Source organism: Plantibacter sp. CFBP 8804 (assembly GCF_014841225.1).
GTDB classification, from domain to species: Bacteria; Actinomycetota; Actinomycetes; order Actinomycetales; family Microbacteriaceae; genus Plantibacter; species Plantibacter auratus.
The window spans coordinates 870,956-887,907 of the sequence record NZ_JACYTU010000001.1 but is presented as its reverse complement, the minus strand read 5'-3'; the positions used below and the strand labels follow the sequence as shown (position 1 = coordinate 887,907).

19 protein-coding genes are annotated in these 16,952 nt (G+C 70.0%); 10 read left to right on the top strand and 9 right to left on the bottom strand.

Annotated elements, in window-relative coordinates; all coding sequences use genetic code 11:
- Positions 1-5 precede the first annotated feature (5 nt).
- Both greA and IFU11_RS04170 read right to left on the bottom strand, forming a co-directional pair.
- Positions 6-497: a transcription elongation factor GreA gene (greA, locus tag IFU11_RS04175; protein WP_229938696.1), complete on the bottom strand. Its 492-nt coding sequence runs from the start codon at positions 495-497 to the stop codon at positions 6-8.
- 156 nt (positions 498-653) lie between these two features.
- The gene (locus IFU11_RS04170) at positions 654-1,088 is read right to left on the bottom strand and encodes a DUF4307 domain-containing protein (protein ID WP_159878183.1); all 435 of its coding nucleotides are present in this window, start codon (positions 1,086-1,088) and stop codon (positions 654-656) included.
- A 168-nt stretch (positions 1,089-1,256) separates the two neighbouring features.
- On the opposite strand from IFU11_RS04170, the gene mca reads away from it, so the two are divergent.
- Positions 1,257-2,132 carry a mycothiol conjugate amidase Mca gene (gene mca / locus IFU11_RS04165; protein ID WP_192018221.1) on the top strand — a complete coding sequence of 292 codons (876 nt, stop codon included), beginning with the start codon at positions 1,257-1,259 and terminating at the stop codon, positions 2,130-2,132.
- Positions 2,129-2,452: a hypothetical protein gene (locus IFU11_RS04160; RefSeq protein ID WP_079705496.1), complete on the top strand. Its 324-nt coding sequence runs from the start codon at positions 2,129-2,131 to the stop codon at positions 2,450-2,452. Before mca ends, IFU11_RS04160 begins: the two co-directional genes overlap by 4 nt.
- 43 nt (positions 2,453-2,495) lie before the next feature.
- Here the strand turns inward: IFU11_RS04160 and trhA are convergent, their stop codons facing one another.
- The gene (trhA, locus tag IFU11_RS04155) at positions 2,496-3,212 is read right to left on the bottom strand and encodes a PAQR family membrane homeostasis protein TrhA (RefSeq protein ID WP_192018220.1); all 717 of its coding nucleotides are present in this window, start codon (positions 3,210-3,212) and stop codon (positions 2,496-2,498) included.
- 73 nt (positions 3,213-3,285) lie between these two features.
- Between trhA and IFU11_RS04150 the strand changes: the two genes are divergently transcribed.
- The 4 genes from IFU11_RS04150 to IFU11_RS04135 all read left to right on the top strand — a co-directional run bounded on the left by IFU11_RS04150 (position 3,286) and on the right by IFU11_RS04135 (position 7,541).
- Positions 3,286-4,068 carry an isoprenyl transferase gene (locus IFU11_RS04150; RefSeq protein WP_085510483.1) on the top strand — a complete coding sequence of 261 codons (783 nt, stop codon included), beginning with the start codon at positions 3,286-3,288 and terminating at the stop codon, positions 4,066-4,068.
- Positions 4,065-5,231, top strand: coding sequence for an aminotransferase class V-fold PLP-dependent enzyme (locus tag IFU11_RS04145; protein WP_192018219.1), 1,167 nt, complete (start codon positions 4,065-4,067; stop codon positions 5,229-5,231). Before IFU11_RS04150 ends, IFU11_RS04145 begins: the two co-directional genes overlap by 4 nt.
- A 344-nt stretch (positions 5,232-5,575) precedes the next feature.
- The gene (locus tag IFU11_RS04140; protein WP_370282231.1) at positions 5,576-6,859 is read left to right on the top strand and encodes a PhoH family protein; all 1,284 of its coding nucleotides are present in this window, start codon (positions 5,576-5,578) and stop codon (positions 6,857-6,859) included.
- Between the two features lie 100 nt (positions 6,860-6,959).
- Positions 6,960-7,541, top strand: a complete 582-nt coding sequence (locus IFU11_RS04135) for a prepilin peptidase (protein WP_192018218.1) — start codon at positions 6,960-6,962, stop codon at positions 7,539-7,541.
- A gap of 72 nt (positions 7,542-7,613) precedes the next feature.
- On the opposite strand, the gene IFU11_RS04130 is transcribed toward IFU11_RS04135, so the two are convergent.
- From IFU11_RS04130 to xseA, 5 genes are all read right to left on the bottom strand, one after another.
- Positions 7,614-9,017, bottom strand: coding sequence for a class II fumarate hydratase (locus tag IFU11_RS04130; RefSeq protein ID WP_082455866.1), 1,404 nt, complete (start codon positions 9,015-9,017; stop codon positions 7,614-7,616).
- Positions 9,018-9,084: 67 nt separating this feature from the next.
- Positions 9,085-9,726 (bottom strand): carbonic anhydrase, encoded by a 642-nt coding sequence (locus tag IFU11_RS04125; RefSeq protein WP_064296442.1) that lies wholly within the window; start codon positions 9,724-9,726, stop codon positions 9,085-9,087.
- Positions 9,723-10,418 (bottom strand): DUF4245 domain-containing protein, encoded by a 696-nt coding sequence (locus IFU11_RS04120; protein WP_161578537.1) that lies wholly within the window; start codon positions 10,416-10,418, stop codon positions 9,723-9,725. The genes IFU11_RS04125 and IFU11_RS04120 overlap by 4 nt, the downstream gene beginning before the upstream one ends.
- Positions 10,415-10,651 carry an exodeoxyribonuclease VII small subunit gene (locus IFU11_RS04115; protein WP_064296575.1) on the bottom strand — a complete coding sequence of 79 codons (237 nt, stop codon included), beginning with the start codon at positions 10,649-10,651 and terminating at the stop codon, positions 10,415-10,417. The genes IFU11_RS04120 and IFU11_RS04115 overlap by 4 nt, the downstream gene beginning before the upstream one ends.
- Before the next feature lie 9 nt (positions 10,652-10,660).
- Complete coding sequence (gene xseA, locus IFU11_RS04110; RefSeq protein ID WP_137241984.1) at positions 10,661-11,920, bottom strand: exodeoxyribonuclease VII large subunit; 1,260 nt, start codon at positions 11,918-11,920, stop codon at positions 10,661-10,663.
- 134 nt (positions 11,921-12,054) lie between these two features.
- Between xseA and IFU11_RS04105 the strand changes: the two genes are divergently transcribed.
- Positions 12,055-13,086: a 4-hydroxy-3-methylbut-2-enyl diphosphate reductase gene (locus IFU11_RS04105; protein WP_071261248.1), complete on the top strand. Its 1,032-nt coding sequence runs from the start codon at positions 12,055-12,057 to the stop codon at positions 13,084-13,086.
- Positions 13,083-13,679 carry a DUF6264 family protein gene (locus IFU11_RS04100; RefSeq protein ID WP_137241983.1) on the top strand — a complete coding sequence of 199 codons (597 nt, stop codon included), beginning with the start codon at positions 13,083-13,085 and terminating at the stop codon, positions 13,677-13,679. The genes IFU11_RS04105 and IFU11_RS04100 overlap by 4 nt, the downstream gene beginning before the upstream one ends.
- Before the next feature lie 60 nt (positions 13,680-13,739).
- Here the strand turns inward: IFU11_RS04100 and fbaA are convergent, their stop codons facing one another.
- The gene (gene fbaA / locus IFU11_RS04095) at positions 13,740-14,765 is read right to left on the bottom strand and encodes a class II fructose-bisphosphate aldolase (protein ID WP_085510491.1); all 1,026 of its coding nucleotides are present in this window, start codon (positions 14,763-14,765) and stop codon (positions 13,740-13,742) included.
- Between the two features lie 76 nt (positions 14,766-14,841).
- Here fbaA and IFU11_RS04090 point away from each other — a divergent pair, with 76 nt between their 5' ends.
- Together IFU11_RS04090 and glpX are read left to right on the top strand one after the other, a co-directional pair.
- Positions 14,842-15,837 carry a fructose-bisphosphatase class II gene (locus tag IFU11_RS04090; protein ID WP_137241982.1) on the top strand — a complete coding sequence of 332 codons (996 nt, stop codon included), beginning with the start codon at positions 14,842-14,844 and terminating at the stop codon, positions 15,835-15,837.
- 50 nt (positions 15,838-15,887) lie between these two features.
- Complete coding sequence (gene glpX / locus IFU11_RS04085) at positions 15,888-16,886, top strand: class II fructose-bisphosphatase (RefSeq protein ID WP_064296437.1); 999 nt, start codon at positions 15,888-15,890, stop codon at positions 16,884-16,886.
- Positions 16,887-16,952 lie beyond the last annotated feature (66 nt).

The window sequence follows — 16,952 nt, the reverse complement described above, 5'->3', positions numbered from 1 at the left end:
CTGGATCAGGAACCGGTGTAGGTCTCCACCGCGCTGATCGACACGGTGATCTCCTTGCCGTTCGGCGCCTCGTAGGTGGTCTTCTCGCCGATCTTCAGACCGAGGATGGCGGCGCCGAGCGGGCTGCCCTCGCTGTAGACGTCGAGGTCGGTGTTGCCGGCGATCTCGCGGCTGCCGAGGAGGAACCGCTCCTCGCCGCCCGCGACGACGGCCGTGATGACGGTGCCGGACTCCACGACACCACTGGACTGCGGTGCCTCGCTCACCTTGGCGTCGCGCAGCATCTGCGTGAGCGTCCGGATGCGGGCCTCCTGCTTGCCCTGCTCGTCCTTCGCGGCGTGGTAGCCGCCGTTCTCCTTGAGGTCGCCCTCTTCGCGAGCCGCTTCGATGCGCTTGGCGATCTCCTCGCGGCCCGTCGTGCTGAGGTGCTCGAGTTCCGCCTGCAGCCGGTCGAAGGCCTGCTGGGTGAGGAACGTCTCCTGGATCTGCTCGGACACGATGGAACTCCTTTGCATGGTGGGTCCGCACACGACGGCCGAAACGCCCGTCATATGCCAGACGCCCCGGCGGAATGCCGGGGCGTATGAAGTACTGCCTTCGAGTATCGCACGATCGGCGCGCGAGTGCGGTGCACGCGCCGACGCCGTCGCGGGTCAGGAGCGGCGCTCGACCACCCAACAGGTGTCGACGACGCCGGTGTTGCTGAGCTCCGTGGTGCGGACGCTCTCCGTGAAGGTGCGGGTGCGCTGCTCGGACGGCGGCAGCTCGACGACCTTCCATCCGACGACCGCGAACTGCTCGTTGAGCGCCTGGACCGAGCAGGCCATGGGGGTGTCCTGCGGACCGGTGACCTCGAAGGACACGCTGACCATCGTGTCGTCGACGATCTCGTGCGCCGTGTTGCGCGACTCGATGCTCGGCCGACTGCCGTCGAGACCGGCCCACACGACCCACGCGATGAAGACGACGGCGAACGCGGCGGCGGCCAGCCAGATCAGGCGGCGGTCGCGGGCACGGTTGCCAGGGGTGCGTCCGTATCGCGCCGCGATGGCGTCCTGAGGGCCGGCATCCTGCAGGGGAGAGGTCACGTCACGGGCTCCGGTTCGAACGGTTAAGCTGGACCAGGAGTGCGAGACGCCTCGAGGTCGACACCTCAAGCGTATTGCCTCTTCCTGGATGCGGAGTCCCGACCGCGTCGTCACGTCACGAGTCGCGAAGCGGTCCCCTCGCGCAGACCAGCCGGAAGGCGGAGCACCATGACCATGAGACTGCTCGCCGTGCACGCGCACCCCGACGACGAGTCGAGCAAGGGCGCGGCGACCCTCGCGCACTACCGGAGCCTCGGCGCCGAGGTCATGGTCGTCAGCTGCACCGGTGGTGAACGCGGCGACCTCCAGAACCCCGGACTCGCCGACGTCGCGATGATCGAGCGCGACCTCCCCGGCTACCGTCGCCTCGAGATGGCCGCGGCGCAGGAGATCCTCGACATCGAGCACCGGTGGCTCGGCTATCAGGACAGCGGGATGGCCCGCGATGACGGCACGGTCCCACCCGCGAGCTTCGCCGACATCCCCCTCGAGGTCTCGTCCGGTGTGCTCGTGCGCATCGTCCGCTCCTTCCGGCCGCAGGTCATCATCACCTACGACGAGAACGGGGGCTACCCGCACCCCGACCACATCCGGTGCCACGAGGTGAGCGTCGCGGCGTTCGAAGCGGCGGCAGATCCCACGCGCTATCCCGAAGCGGGCGAGCCCTGGCGGGTCGACAAGCTGTACTACGACCGCTCGTTCAGCCCCGCCCGGCTCGAGGCCGTGTACGCCTACCTGTTGGAGCACCACCCCGACGACCCAGCGGTCGAGCGACTGGCCGAGATGCGCGAGTGGATGGCCGGCCGGCCCGATCTCGCGACGACGCACGTGCGCGTCGGCGACTTCTTCGAGGCGCGCGACGCCGCGCTCCGGGCGCACGGCAGCCAGGTGCCGCCAGACTCACCGTTCTTCTTCTGGCCCAACGACGTCCTCCGTGCCGCATGGCCGTTCGAGGACTACCAACTGGTCACGTCGCACGTCGCGTCGACCACCCCAGAGTCGGAGCTGTTCGACGGCATCGACACCAGCGAAGGAACCGCATGATGCACCACCTGTTCACCGAGGTCCTGTTGGCGGTCACGCCGTCGCCGTCGCCCTCGCCGGCGTTCGACGAGAACCAGGTGACGCCGGGACCGTGGGGCTTCGTGATCACCTTCGCCATCGCCGGCGTCGTCGTGTTCCTCGTCATCGACATGGTGCGTCGCGTGCGCCGGGTCAACTACCGCGCGGAGATCGACGAGCGGCTCCAGGCCGAGGTCGCCGAGCGGGCAGCCGCGGACCGCGCGGGGAGCGACACCGGTGAGGCGGCCCCCGCAGGCGTCGAGGACGACCCTCGCCCGCCGTCGGACCAGTCGGCCCGCTGACACCACCACCGCGACGCCTCGCCGCGCGCCGGGTCGCCGCTCGTCAGCGGTTGTAGACCGGGTCGATCGCGATCAGCAGGATCCCGGTCCAGTGACAGAGGAACGCGAGCACCGTGCACAGGTGGAAGAGCTCGTGGAACCCGAACCGCCCCGGCCAGGGGTTCGGTCGCTTCATCGCGTACATGATCGCGCCGACCGTGTAGAACAGGCCACCGGCGGCGACGAGCACCATCGTGGCGAAGTTGCCGCGGGCGATGTCGCCGAGGTACGCGACCGCACCCCACCCGAGTGCCAGGTAGAGCGGGACGTAGAGCCACCGCGGGGCGTTGATCCAGAACACGCGGAAACCGATGCCGAGGAGCGCGCCGCCCCAGACGAGCACGAGCAGGAGGTTGCCCTGCGCCGGTGGCAGCGCGAGCACGGCGAGCGGCGTGTAGGTGCCGGCGATCAACAGGAAGATGTTGGCGTGGTCGATCCGCTTGAGGAGGAGCTTGACCGAGGGGCGCCAGGAGAACCGGTGGTACAACGCCGAGTTCCCGAAGAGCAGCATCGAGGTGAGCACGAAGACCGTCGAACTCCACTTCGCGGCCGCACCCTGTGCGAGCACGACGAGGACGATCCCGGCGACGATCGAGATGGGGAAGATCCCGGCGTGCAGCCATCCGCGCCAGGTCGGTTTGACCTCCTCCGGTGCGGCGGCATCGTCGGCGGCGACCTCGAGCAACGGCAGCTTCGGCAGCTCGGGGTCTCCACTCGTCATGGGTCCAGGATACGGGGTGGCACGGAACGCGTACTGGGAGCGATGCAGGAAACTGCACTAGCGTTGCAGGGTGATGACGAGGCATTCCGCACCGGTGGACGGCTTCCTGTACGGCGTCTACGCACGGCGCCTCCGGAAGGCGCTCACTCCGCAGACGCTGCCGCACCATGTCGCGATGATCATCGACGGCAACCGGCGGTGGGCCAAGCAACTCGGGTACGACACCGCGGCGCACGGCCACCGGGCCGGTGCCGCGAAGATGCGCGAGTTCCTGACCTGGTGCGACGACCTCGGCATCGGCGTCGTCACCCTGTACCTGCTGTCGAGCGACAACCTGGTGAATCGTGCGCCGGACGAGCTTGACGACCTCGTCGACATCATCGCCGACCTCGCCGAGGGGCTGTCGCACTACCGTGACTGGCGCGTCAAGCACGTCGGTTCGAGCGATGGGCTCCCGGAGTCGTTGCGCACGGCGTTGACGAGCGCGGAGGAGCGCACGGCCGACCGTTCCGGCATGCACATCAACCTCGCGGTCGGCTACGGCGGCAGGACCGAGATCGTGGACGCGATGCGCGCCATCGTCGCCAAGCACCACCTCGAGGGTCGGAGCCTGGAAGACCTCGCGGCCCTGCTCACCCCCGATCTCATCGGCGAGCACCTCTACACGGGAGGCCAGCCCGACCCCGACCTCGTCATCCGCACCAGCGGTGAACAGCGGATGAGTGACTTCATGCTCTGGCAGAGCGCCCACAGCGAGTTCTACTTCGTCGAGGCGCTCGGGCCGGACCTCCGCGAGGTCGACTTCCTCCGCGCCCTCCGCGACTTCTCGAGACGGCAGCGGCGGTTCGGCGGATGAGCCGTTCGACTCCTGCCTCGGAGCCGGACGAGCCGGAGACGGCGTCCCGGTTGGAGACCTTCCGAGTGGGATTCGGTGAGGTCGACGGCTATCTCAACTACGGCAGTGTCGGTCCGTTGGCGGCGTCCGTCGTCCTCGAGGCCAGCCGCTGGAACGCCGTGCTCGCGAGTGCGACCCCCGGCACGCTCGGCGCGGTCGACGGGCAGGACGAACGGATGCGGACCGCCGTCGGGACGCTCACCGGGTTCCGAGCCGACCAGGTCGTCGCCCAGCCCAACACCTCGCAGGGCCTCATGCACGCGATGTTCGGCCTGAGCGGCACCGTCCTGCTCTCCCGTCTGGAATACCCCACGCTGCCACTTGCCGCGGAGCGGGCCGCCGAGCACCGGCACCTGCTCACGCCGAGATGGCTCGAGACGCGACGCGGGCACGTGACGGCCGAGAGCGTGCGCGAGCAGCTCGACGACGCCGTCACCGCCGTGGCCGTGAGCCTCGTCGACTACCGCACCGGATACGTCTGCGACCTCGAGGCCGTCCGCGACGTGATCGGCGACCGCCTCCTGATCGTCGACGCCATCCAGGGCTTCGGTGTGGTCGACGCCCCCTACGCCGTCGCCGACGTGGTCGCCTCGGGTGGGCAGAAGTGGATGCGGGCGGGCTGGGGCACCGGATTCCTCGCCCTGAGCGACCGCGCCGTCGAGCGACTCGAGCCGGTCTTCTCCGGCGTGACCGGCACCGACGAGCCCTGGCCGTTCAGCGCGACCCCGGCACCGAGCCGATCGGCGCGCGCGTACTCGATCACCAGGCCCGACCCGCTCGCGGCGGCGCGGTTCGCCGCGTCGCTGGAGGACACGGTCGCCGTCGGGACCGCGACGGCCCACGCCGCGATCGCCGAGCTCACGGCCGAGGTGATCGAGCTCGCGGACGAGTTCGGCGTCGCGGTGGTCTCCTCGCGAGACGAGCACGAACGCGCGGGCATCGTCGTCCTGGAGCCGGAGGAGTCCGTCCTCGACACACTGTGGACCTCGCTCGAGAACCACGGCGTCACCGCGACCATCCGCGCCGGGGCCGTGCGGCTCAGCGTGCACGCCGGTACCAGCCGGCAGACGCTGGACCAGCTGCGCGGTGCGCTGCTGTCGTTCGCGACGGCCGCGAGCTACTGAGCCGCCGTCCGACCACCGGCGGGCCAGAAGACGGCCCCCATCTGTTCACCTCCCCGTAACAGAACACGGGGCGTGTCGTCGCGTCGATGTCGGCGGCCGGACGTACGTTCATCTCATCGGGCATGGAGCCCGGTCGAGACGGCCACACAAGTTCGGCTCGAAACCCTGCAGGCGGCCGTTTCGCACAGTGATCCGAGCATCAGATGCTCGGGGTGGGAGTGGTTGTGGCCTCGCGAGAAATCCAGAACACGTCAGCCGGGACCGAGACGCGGGACGCGTCGACGAGACGGAGCCGGCGACCCGCCGACCACACGGCGAGCGGGGGAGATCAGGCGCAGGCCGAGATCACCTACGTGCTCGACACCTCCGTGCTGCTGTCGGATCCCAAGGCGCTCTTCCGGTTCGCCGAGCACGCCGTCGTCATCCCGGTCGTCGTCATCAGCGAGCTCGAGGGCAAGCGCAACGACCCCGAGATCGGCTACTTCGCACGTCAGGCACTCCGCATCCTCGACGAGCTCCGCATCGAGCACGAACGCCTCGACTTCCCGATCCCCGTCGGTGACGGCGGATCCCTGCGGGTCGAACTCAACCACTCGAGCATGGCCTCGCTGCCGTCCGGTCTCCAGCTCGGCGACAACGACTCGCGCATCCTCGCGGTCGCGCTGAACCTGGCGAACGACGGCTTGACGGTCACGGTCGTGTCCAAGGACCTGCCGCTGCGCGTCAAGGCGGCCTCCATCGGTCTGCAGGCGGAGGAGTACCGGGCGGAACTCGCGGTCGACTCCGGCTGGACGGGCATGTCCGAGATCACCCTCGGCTCCGAGGACATGAGCACGCTGTGGGAGCGCGAGGAGGGGACGACGCCGATCATCGAGGACCTGCCGATCAACACGGGCCTCGTGATCCACTCCGACCGGGGATCCGCACTCGGACGGGTCACGGGCAAGCGGAGCTACAAGCTCGTCCGCGGCGACCGCGACGTCTTCGGTCTGCACGGACGCTCGGCCGAGCAGCGGCTCGCGATCGACCTCCTGCTCGACCCCGAGATCGGGATCCTCTCGCTGGGAGGTCGAGCAGGGACGGGGAAGTCCGCGCTCGCCCTCTGCGCGGGTCTGGAGGCCGTCCTCGAGCGACAGGCGCACAAGAAGATCATGGTGTTCCGGCCGCTGTACGCGGTCGGCGGCCAGGAGCTCGGGTACCTGCCCGGCGACCAGGGCGAGAAGATGAACCCCTGGGGACAGGCGATCTTCGACACGCTCGGCGCGGTCGTCTCGCAGAACGTGCTCGACGAGGTGGTCGAACGGGGCATCCTCGAGGTGCTCCCGTTGACGCACATCCGCGGCCGGTCGCTCCACGACGCCTTCGTGATCGTCGATGAGGCGCAGTCGCTCGAGCGCAACGTCCTCCTCACGGTCCTCAGCCGGATCGGGCAGAACTCGCGGGTCGTCCTCACGCACGACGTCGCGCAGCGCGACAACCTGCGCGTCGGCCGACACGACGGCGTCGCCTCGGTGATCGAGACGCTCAAGGGGCACCCGCTGTTCGCGCACGTCACGCTAACGCGCTCGGAGCGCTCGGCCATCGCGGCACTCGTGACCGAGATGCTCGAGGGGAACGAACTGGCCTAGCGGCCGTCGGCGGAGCGGGCTCGCGAGGCTCGCTCCGCCGGACCCGGCCGCCTGTGGAGAACGCCGAGGGCCGGCATGAGGATCCTCCTATCCTGACGGGATGCCCTCGCGACCGACCTCCACCGGCAGGCGGCTCCGCCCGCGTGTCGCCACCGCGGCGATGGCTGGCTCGACGCTGCTGCTCGTGGCAGTCACCGTGGCCCGGCTCGGCCCCGACCCGCGTCCGGTCGGCATCGTGTTCGTATGGCTCGCCTGCATCACGCCGCCGCTCGTGCGCATCGACGTCGCGGAGCGGCGGCTCCCGAACCGTCTCGTGCTGCCGGCGCTCGCCATCGCGGTGCCGGTCACCGCGGTCGATGCCGCAGTGCGTCAGGTGGCCCCGCTCGAACCGCTCCTGATGGGGTTCGCGGTCGGCGCCGTCCTGTACGTGTGCGCCGTCTTCGGCGGGCTGGGCATGGGGGACGTGAAGCTCGGCGCGCTGCTCGGCCTCGCGGTCGGCTGCTTCGGGACGTCCGCGGTACTGCTCTTCGCGGTGGTGTCGGTCTCCTCGGCCGGCCTCGCGGGTGTGGTCGTCGTGATCCTCGCACGCTCACGTGGTGGCTCAGCCGGTTGGCGCACGCGCATCCCGTTCGGCCCGTTCCTGCTCCTCGGCTGCTGGAGCGCGATCGCCGCCACAGCGTGACCACACGGACGGAGACGGCCCCGGAACCGCGAGGGTTCCGGGGCCGTTCGGTCGTTCGACGAGCGGGTCGACTCAGCCGGGGTGCGTCATCGAGAGGACGTCGAGCGCCGTGTCGAGCTGCTCCTCCGTGATCTCGCCGCGTTCGACGAACCCGAGGTCGACGACGGCCTCGCGGACGGTGAGGCCCTTGGCGACGGAGTGCTTGGCGATCTTCGCCGCCGACTCGTAGCCGATGATCTTGTTCAGAGGAGTGACGATCGAGGGCGAGGAGCCGGCGAGTGCCGCGGCGCGGTCGAGGTTGGCCTCGAGGCCGTCGACGGTCTTGTCGGCGAGGACCCGGGTCGCGTTCGACAGGAGACGGATGCTCTCGAGGAGCGCCGTGCCCATGACCGGGATCGCGACGTTGAGCTCGAAGGAGCCCGAGGCGCCGGCCCAGGCGATGGTCGCGTCGTTGCCGATGACCCGGGCGCCGACCATCAGGACGGCCTCCGGGATCACGGGGTTCACCTTGCCGGGCATGATCGAGGATCCCGGCTGGAGGTCGGGGATGTGCAGCTCGCCGAGACCGGTGTTCGGGCCCGAGCCCATCCAGCGGAGGTCGTTGCAGATCTTGGTGAGGCTCACCGCGATGACCCGGAGGGCTCCCGAGGCGTCGACGAGTCCGTCGCGAGCGCCCTGGGCCTCGAAGTGGTCCTGGGCTTCGGTGATGGGCAGCTCGGTCTCCTGCGCGAGCAGCTCGATGACGAGCTGGGGGAAGCCCTTCGGCGTGTTGATGCCGGTGCCCGTCGCGGTTCCGCCGAGCGGGACCTCCGCGACGCGGGGGAGCGCCGTGCGCACACGCTCGATGCCGAGACGCATCTGGCGGGCGTAGCCACCGAACTCCTGGCCGAGCGTGACCGGCGTGGCGTCCATGAGGTGCGTCCGGCCCGGCTTCACCGCGGTCTTCCACAGCTCGGCCTTGCGCTCGAGCGACACGGCCAGGTGGTCGAGGGCCGGGATGAGGTCGTCGATGAGGGCGCTCGTGACCGCGATGTGCACCGAGGTCGGGAAGACGTCGTTGGAGGACTGCGAGGCGTTGACGTGGTCGTTCGGGTGCACCGGGCTGCCGAGGCGCGCGCTCGCGAGCGTGGCCAGGACCTCGTTCATGTTCATGTTCGACGAGGTGCCGCTGCCGGTCTGGTAGGTGTCGACCGGGAACTGCGCGTCGTGCGCGCCGGTGATGACCTCGTCGGCTGCAGCGGCGATCGCGTCGGCGACACCCTGGTCGAGGACGCCGAGCTTGGCGTTGGCGAGTGCCGCGGACTTCTTGATCCGGGCCAGCGAGGCGATCTGCGCCGACTCGAGCCCGCTGCCCGAGATCGGGAAGTTCTCGACGGCCCGCTGCGTCTGTGCACCGTAGAGCGCGTTCGCGGGGACTCGCACCTCGCCCATGGTGTCGTGTTCGATGCGGTACTCGGTTGCTGAGGTGTCTACCACGCTGTTCGTTCTCCTTCGTGCGATTGCGGTGGTGCTGCGCTCGACCGGTCGGTGAGCGGAGTGGAGGTCATTCGGGGACGGTGACGTCGCCGATCACGATGTCGGCGACGGCGGTGCCCTCGAGGAGCTTGTAGTTCGCGCCGATGATGGCGACCGTCCCGGCCGCCACGGCGTCGCTGATGAGCTCGGAGCGCGAGACGACCTCCATGACGGTGCGACGGAGGTGGCGTCGTCCGACCTCGGAGGTGTCGACGGAGGCTGCGTCGATCGGTGCAGGGCCGGCGACCGCGCTCACGGCGGGGACGATCTGCTGGATCAGCTGGTCGATGTACGGGGGGAGCGGGGTGGCGTCCTCGATCTGCGAGTCGATCGCCGCGCGGACGGCGCCGCACTCGTCGTGCGCGAGCACGAGGATGAGCGGGACCTGCAGGACGCCGACGGCGTACTCCAGGGTGCCGAGCACCGAGTCGGAGACGATCTGGCCGGCGTTGCGGACGACGAAGAGGTCGCCGAGTCCCTTGTCGAAGATGATCTCGGCCGCGAGGCGGGAGTCGGAGCAGCCGAAGATGACCGCCTCCGGGGCCTGGGAGTGCGCGAGCGTGGCGCGGCGTTCGACGTCCTGGCGGGGGTGGGCGGGCTGACCGGCGACGAACCGCGCGTTGCCGCGCTGCATCTCGCGCCAGACGGCACCGGGGCGCTTCTGGGTCATTCGGAGTCCGTTTCTGCAGGGGCGCCCGGCGGGGCGTCGAGGTTGGCGGTGACCCCGGTGCGCACGGACCGTGCGACATCGAGGACGTACTCGGGCTTCGCCGTGCCGAACACGGCGATCGTGCTCCGACCGGCGACGGTCGACAGGGCGTACGCGACGTTACCGTCGTCGGAGCCGCTGCCGTTCGCGTATTCGACCCACTCGACGCCGTCGATGGTGACGGTTCCGGTGGGCCGGGCTTCGTCGAGCTCGGCGAGGAGCCAGGTGTCGTTGGCGTCCACGCCTTGGACGAGGCCGACGAACTCGTCGTCGGGGGAGATGAGTCCGACGTTCCAGGAGCGGATGTCGGGCGTGCCGGCGACCGGTGAGGCTGCGGTGCGGACGTCGGCGTAGTTGCTGCCCCAGTCGTCGCCGAGCTCTGGGGTGAGGAGCGGGACGGGGAGGTCGGGCTGCGCCTGACCGGCGAGCTGCGCGTAGTCGACGGTCGGGCGTTCCGGGGCCTCACCTCGGGGCACGGCGAGCACGATCACGACCACGAGGCCGACCGTGGCCAGGAGCGACAGGACGAGGTTGTTGACGGTCTTGCGCGAGCGGTAGAGGCGGGAGTTCTCCGCCTTGCGGTCGGCGGTCTCCTGCGGCGTCTCGGGGCGGCCGAGTTCGGCAACGACGCGCGGCGGCTTGGTGTCCTTCACCGCGATGCGTCCGGAGTGCCGGATCCGAGCTGGGCGGCGCGAGCCGCGTCCAGCCGTGCCTTCGCGCCGATCAGCCACTCCTCGCAGCGCTGGGCGAGCTGTTCGCCGCGCTCCCAGAGCCGGAGGGAGTCCTCGAGCGACGCCGAGCCCTGCTCCAGCTCGGACACGACACGCACGAGCTCGTCGCGTGCCTGCTCATAGCTGAGCTCCTGGACATCGGAGGGGGTTGGCATGCTTCTATCCTATTCGTCGTCGGTCCGGGCGGCAGCCGTGGCCGGGCCGGTACTGGAGGCGCCGATCGCGCCGGAGGCGAGGGTGACCAGGAGCTCCGTCCCGGCGGGGGCGTCGCCCTCCGCACGGATGACCGCGCCACCCGGGACGCCGGCCTCCGGGTCCGCTCGCTGGACGATGGCGTAGCCGCGGTCGAGCGTGCGCTGCGGCGACAGGGCGCGGAGGTGCGCGCGGAGTTCCGTCACCTCGCGCTGGGAGCGCTCGACGGCGCGGTCGATGAGCTCGGCACCCCTCGCGACCGTGCGGGTCAGCTCGTCCGCCCGTGAGTCGACGATCCATGACGGGTCTGCGAGCGCGGGACGGGTGCGGAGCGTCGCGAGTCGGTCGATCTCGTGACCGAGCAACGAGGTCACCCGGGAGGACAACCGGACGCGGGCCTGCTGCACGCGAGCGAACTCCTCCGCGACGTCGGGGACGACCCGCTTGGCGGCGTCCGTCGGCGTGGAGGCGCGGAGGTCGGCGACGTCGTCGAGCAGCGGGCGGTCCGCCTCGTGGCCGATGGCGCTCACGAGGGGCGTGGTGCAGGCGGCCGCGGCTCGGACCACGCGTTCGTCGCTGAACCCGAGGAGGTTCTGGAAGTCGCCACCACCACGCGCGACGATGATGACGTCGACCTCGGGGTCGGCGTCGAGCGTCTGCAAGGCGCTCACGACGTCGCCAGGGGTGCGGTCGCCCTGGACGGCGGCGTGGACGACGCGGAACCGGACCGACGGCCAGCGCAGCTCAGCGTTGCGCAGGACGTCCTTCTCGGCGTCGGAGTCCTTGCCGGTGACGAGCCCGATGCACTGCGGGAGGAACGGCAGTGGGCGCTTGCGGGATGCGTCGAAGAGCCCCTCCTCGGCGAGCTGCCGACGGAGTCGTTCGAGTCGCTCGAGGAGGTCGCCGATGCCGACGTGCTTCATCGCCATGACCTGCATGGTGAGCGTGCCGCCCTTGAGCCAGTAGTTCGGTTTGACCAACGCGACCACGTGGTCGCCCTGCTTGAGGTCGGCGGGGATCTTCGCGCGGACTGACGACCAGATGGTGAACCCGACCGTCGCATCGATCTCGAGGTCTTTGAGCTTGCCGTAGACGTTGCCGCCCGAGGCGCCCCACTGCGTGATCTCGCCCTCGACCCAGACCGTGCCGAGGCGGTCGATGTAGTCGCGGAGCTTCGTGCCGAGGAGCGCGACCGGCCAGGGGGATTCCATGGTGGCCGGTGCATCGCTCATCCCTCCAGCCTAGCCGCGAGCACCGACGGCGCGGGGTCGCGGATCACCCGGCCGTTCACGGCCGACTCCCGAGCGCTGCCGCGTAGAATCCACACGTGACCGATCTCCGCGACGCCCCAGCCATCGGCCTCGGCATGCCGAGGCTCCGACGCATCGCCGGACGCCTCGCAGACCTCCCCGTCGCCGGCGAGAAGCGCGTCCTGCTCGCCGCCCCTCGTGGCTACTGCGCCGGCGTGGACCGCGCGGTCGTCGCCGTCGAGAAGGCCCTCGAGCACTATGGCGCACCGGTGTACGTCCGGAAGCAGATCGTCCACAACGTGCACGTCGTCGATCAGCTCGAGGCCCAGGGCGCGGTGTTCGTGGAAGAGGTCGACGAGGTGCCGTCCGGCGCGCACATCGTCTTCAGTGCGCATGGCGTCTCGCCCGCCGTGGTCGATGCCGCCGCCGACCGCGGGCTGCTCGCGATCGACGCCACCTGCCCGCTCGTCACCAAGGTCCACCGCGAGGCCGTGCGCTTCGCCCGCGACGACTACGAGATCCTGCTCATCGGACACGAGGGGCACGAGGAGGTCGAGGGGACGGCCGGTGAAGCGCCCGACCACGTCACGCTCGTGACGAGCCCGGAAGCCGTCGACGACCTCGTCGTCGCCGACCCCGACAAGGTCGTGTGGCTCTCGCAGACCACGCTGTCGGTGGACGAGACCATGGAGACGGTCCGCCGCCTGCGCGAGCGGTTCCCGAAGCTCCAGGATCCGCCGAGCGACGACATCTGCTACGCGACCCAGAACCGTCAGGTCGCCATCAAGAAGGTCGCCCAGGACGCTGACCTCGTGATCGTGGTCGGGTCGGCGAACTCCTCGAACTCGGTGCGCCTCGTGGAGGTCGCCCTCGAGTACGGCGCGAAGGCCGCCTACCGCGTCGACTATGCACACGAGATCCAGCAGGCCTGGCTCGACGGCGTCGTCACGGTCGGTGTCACCAGCGGCGCCTCCGTGCCGGAGGTCCTCGTCGACGAGGTCCTGGAAGAACTCTCCGGAGCCGGCTACGGCGCGGTGCAGGAAGTCAAGACGGCCGAGGAGGACCTCATGTTCTCCCTGCCGAAGGAGCTGCGCAAAGACCTTGCCGGCACGACCGATCCGCGCGCCCTGGGAGGGCGTCGACCATGAGCGAATCCCGCCCCCGTCCGCAGTTCGGTGAGTACGCGTCCCCCGAGGAGCAGCGTGCCCGGATCGCCGAGCCCATCGACGAACAGCGGGCGGAGGAGCTCGGCATCGCGCCGGTCGTCCCCGTCGAGCGGCAACCGCGGCAGCAGCAGGAGCCGACCCTGCGCGAGCAGACGCGTGAGCCTGGGGTGGTGCAGCCGGGCGCTCCGACCGTGGCCGCCAGACGACCCGTCGCCGGAGACCGCATCGCGACGTCGATCCTGCTCGGACTCGGCCTCGTCGGCCTGATCGTGACCATGCCGGGCCTGCTCGACCTCCCCGGCCTGATCCGCCCCGCACTCGTGCAGATGGGTGTCTCGGGGTACTCCTCGGACGGTCTCGCGAGTGCCATGGGCATCCTGGCGCTCGGTCTCCAGATCGCCCTGTGGGTGGGCGCCATCATCCTGTCGAGCCGGTCGCTCCGCGCGGGTCGACTGACCTTCTGGATCCCGCTCGTCGCCGGTGTCGCGGCGAACCTGGTCGTGGTGATCTGTCTCGCCGTGGCCATGGGCGCCGACCCGGCGTTCATGGAGTACGTCCGCTCGCAGCAGCCGTAGTCGTCCACACACGAAGAACGGGCCCGGCAGCGCTGCCGGGCCCGTTCTTCGTGCAGGTGACTAGGAGGTGCTGGTGCCGTACGAGCCGAGCTGCTTCGTCGACTCCAGGACGCGAGCGGCCATCGCCGACTCGGCAACCTTGCCCCAGGCGCGAGGGTCGTAGACCTTCTTGTTGCCGACCTCGCCGTCGAGCTTCAGCACACCCTCGTAGTTCGAGAGCATGTAGCCGGCGATCGAGCGGGTGAACGCGTACTGCGTGTCGGTGTCGATGTTCATCTTGACGACACCGTTCGCGACGGCCTCGGCGATCTCCGCGTCGGTGGAACCCGACCCGCCGTGGAAGACGAGGTCGAGCGGCTTGGGGCCGTGGCCGTACTTGGCGGTGAGGCCGTCCTGGATGGTCTTCAGCAGCTCGGGCTGGAGCTTGACGTTGCCGGGCTTGTAGACGCCGTGCACGTTGCCGAAGGTGAGGGCGGCCATGTAGCGACCCTGCTCGCCGAGGCCGAGCGCCTCGACGGTCGCGATGGCGTCGTCGAGCGTGGTGTACAGGTGCTCGTTGATGTCGTGGCTGACGCCGTCCTCTTCGCCGCCGACGACGCCGATCTCGACCTCGAGGATGGCGTTGATGGCCTTGGTGCGCTTCAGCATCTCGGTCGCGATCTCGAGGTTCTCCGTGAGGGGGACCGCCGAGCCGTCCCACATGTGGGACTGGAAGATCGGGTTGCGACCGGCCTTCACCTCTTCCTCGGAGGCGGCGATGAGTGGCATGACGAAGCCGTCGAGCGCGTCTTTCGGGCAGTGGTCGGTGTGGAGCGCGACGGTGACGGGGTAGTTCTTGGCGACCTCGGTCGCGAACTTCGCGAAGGCGATCGCGCCGGCGGCACGGTTCTTCACGGTGTGGCCGGCGAAGTAGTCGGCGCCGCCCGTGGTGACCTGGATGATGCCGTCGGAACCGGCCTCGGTGAGGCCCTGGAGGACGGAGTTGATGGTCTGGCTGCTCGAGACGTTGAACGCCGGGTACGCGAACCCGTTCGACTTCGCCTTGTCGAGCATCGCTGCGTACTGTTCCGGGGTGGCGACGGGCATGTCTTCTCCTTGCGTGGGGACGATTCGCCTTGAAGTCTAGTGACTCGGGCTCCGAGGCATACGGCACGATGGGGACATGATCGAGCGCGCTCCGGACACCGACCTCCTCGACGGCTTCCTCGATGCCACGAGGGCCGCGGCTGCCGCCGTCGCGGGTCTCGTCGGTGGTGGTGACGGCATGCGCATCGACGGGGTCGCCGTCGATGCGCTCCGCCGGGCGCTCGAATCGCTCCCGGTGGACGGGCGCGTCGTCGTGGGGGAGGGCGAGAAGGACCAGGCGCCCATGCTGTTCGTCGGGGAGCGTTTCGGCACGGGTTCCGGGCCGGCGATCGACCTCGCCGTCGACCCCGTGGACGGCACGAAGCTCGCTGCCTCCGGGAAGCCGGACTCCGTCGCCGTGATCGCCATCGCCCCGCGCGGTGCCATGTTCGACATCGGGCCGGCGTACTACCTCGAGAAGCTCGTCGCCGCCGGTGGGGGACGCGAGTTGTCGCTGGCCGACCCGATCGCGGTGACCCTCGACCGGCTCGCGGCCCGGCTGGGGCGGCCGGTCGAGCAGCTGCGGGTCGCGGTCCAGGACCGTCCTCGGAACGCGGCGACCGCCCAGGCCGTGACCGCCGCCGGTGCCGAGCTCGTGAGCTTCATGGACGGCGACGTCGCCCTGTCCCTGCGGGCTGCGGCCGCCGACGGCGACCTCGATCTGCTCCTCGGTGTGGGCGGGGCCCCCGAGGGCATCCTCACGGCCGCCGCGGTCCGGGCCCTCGGCGGCTGGATGACGGCGCGCTTCGCACCGCAGTCGCCGGAGGAACGCGCGCGGCTCCTCGAGGCCGGGACCGATCTCGACCGCGAGGTCCCGCTCGACGAACTCTGCCGCGATGACGCCTGGCTGCTGCTCAGCGCCGTCACGTCGACCGCGCTCGCTGCCGGAGCCGAACTCGCCGGAGTCCGGGTCGAAGCGGACGGCGGTGTCACGGTCGAGTCCGTCGTCGTCGGTCCCGGCAGCCCGCTGACGAGGTCACGGAAGCGCCTCGATCGAGACGCACCCACCGGCCTTCCCAGCCCGGTTCGATAGGCTGAAACCCTCATCCACCGAAGCGTCGTGTCCCACGAGGCGAGCGATCCATGGAGGATCCAGTGACCCAGCCTGAAACCGGCTCCCACTATCTGCAGCCCGACCGCAACCTCGCCATGGAGCTCGTGAGGGCGACGGAGGCCGCCGCGATCCGGGCGGCGCCGTTCATCGGACGAGGCGACAAGAACGCTGCCGACGGTGCGGCGGTCGACGCGATGCGCGCCTTCCTCGGCACCGTCAACTTCGACGGCGTGGTCGTCATCGGCGAGGGCGAGAAGGACGAAGCGCCCATGCTGTTCAACGGCGAGCACGTCGGCAACGGCCGCGGCCCGTCCTGCGACATCGCCGTCGACCCGATCGACGGCACGAGCCTCACCGCCGCGGGCCGCCAGAACGCCCTCTCCGTCATCGCCGTGTCCGACCGCGGCAGCATGTTCGACCCGTCCGCGGTGTTCTACATGGACAAGATCGTCACCGGCGCCGACGGCATCGGTGTCGTCGACATCAGCCAGTCCATCGGCGACAACATCCGCGAGCTCGCGAAGGCCAAGGGCAAGCAGCCCGAGGACATCCGCGTCGCCGTCCTCGACCGACCGCGCCACGCGCAGCTCATCGAGGAGATCCGCGCGGCCGGTGCCGGGACGCGACTGCTGCTCGACGGCGACGTCGCGGGTGGCATCAACGCCGCGCGCTACGACTCGCGGATCGACATGTGCGTCGGCATCGGTGGCACGCCCGAGGGCATCATCACCGCGTGCGCGGTGAAGGCGCTCGGTGGCCTCATCCAGGGCAAGCTCATGCCGAAGGACGACGCCGAGCGCGAGCGTGCCCTCGCGGCCGGTCACGACCTCGACCGCGTCCTCGGCGCGAACGACCTCGTCCGTGGCGACAACACGTACTTCGTCGCGACGGGCGTCACCCACGGTGAGCTCGTCGACGGTGTGCAGCGCAAGGGTCCGATCATCCGCACCGAGAGCCTCGTGCTGCGGTCGCGTTCCGGCACCATCCGTCGCGTCGAGGCGGACCACCTCGCTGCGAAGTGGCTGTAGCCGCTCCTCCAGCAGAGCGAAGCGCCCGGTTCCACCTCACGGTGGGCCGGGCGCTTCGTCGTGCGG